Raw genomic sequence first — 382 nt, 5'->3', positions numbered from 1 at the left:
GACGGGAAGATCCTGGTGCTGGTGCGGGCCGACGCCCCGATCGCCAACAAGGTGGTGCGCTTCACGTCCGCCGGCGTTCCCGACCCGACCTTCGGTACCGGTGGCATCGCCGACCTCCCCGACGAATGGGTCGGGAAGATGGTCGTGCAGAGCGACGGGAAGCCGGTCATCGTGGCCGTCAACAACGTCCACAACGTGATCCGGCGGCTGCAGGTCAACGGGCTGCTCGACTTCTACGCACCCCAGGTCGACCCGCTGGCCGTGCCGCAGGCCGTATCGCTCGGGATCGACTCGACCGACCATCTGCTGCTCGGTGAGGAGATGTCGACCGGCGGCGTCTCGCGCTTCGACGTCAACGGCATCCCCGACCCGAGCTTCGTCC

At 67.8% G+C, this 382-nt stretch carries 1 protein-coding gene; it reads left to right on the top strand.

Annotation, left to right across the window (positions count from 1 at the left end; all coding sequences use genetic code 11):
- Nucleotides 1-382 (top strand): hypothetical protein (locus I6F37_RS44870; RefSeq protein ID WP_225155114.1); only part of this gene is annotated, 382 nt, incomplete at both ends.

The organism is Bradyrhizobium sp. NBAIM08, assembly GCF_020193935.1.
GTDB lineage: Bacteria > Pseudomonadota > Alphaproteobacteria > Rhizobiales > Xanthobacteraceae > Bradyrhizobium > Bradyrhizobium yuanmingense.
This window is presented reverse-complemented; position numbering and strand designations above follow the sequence as displayed.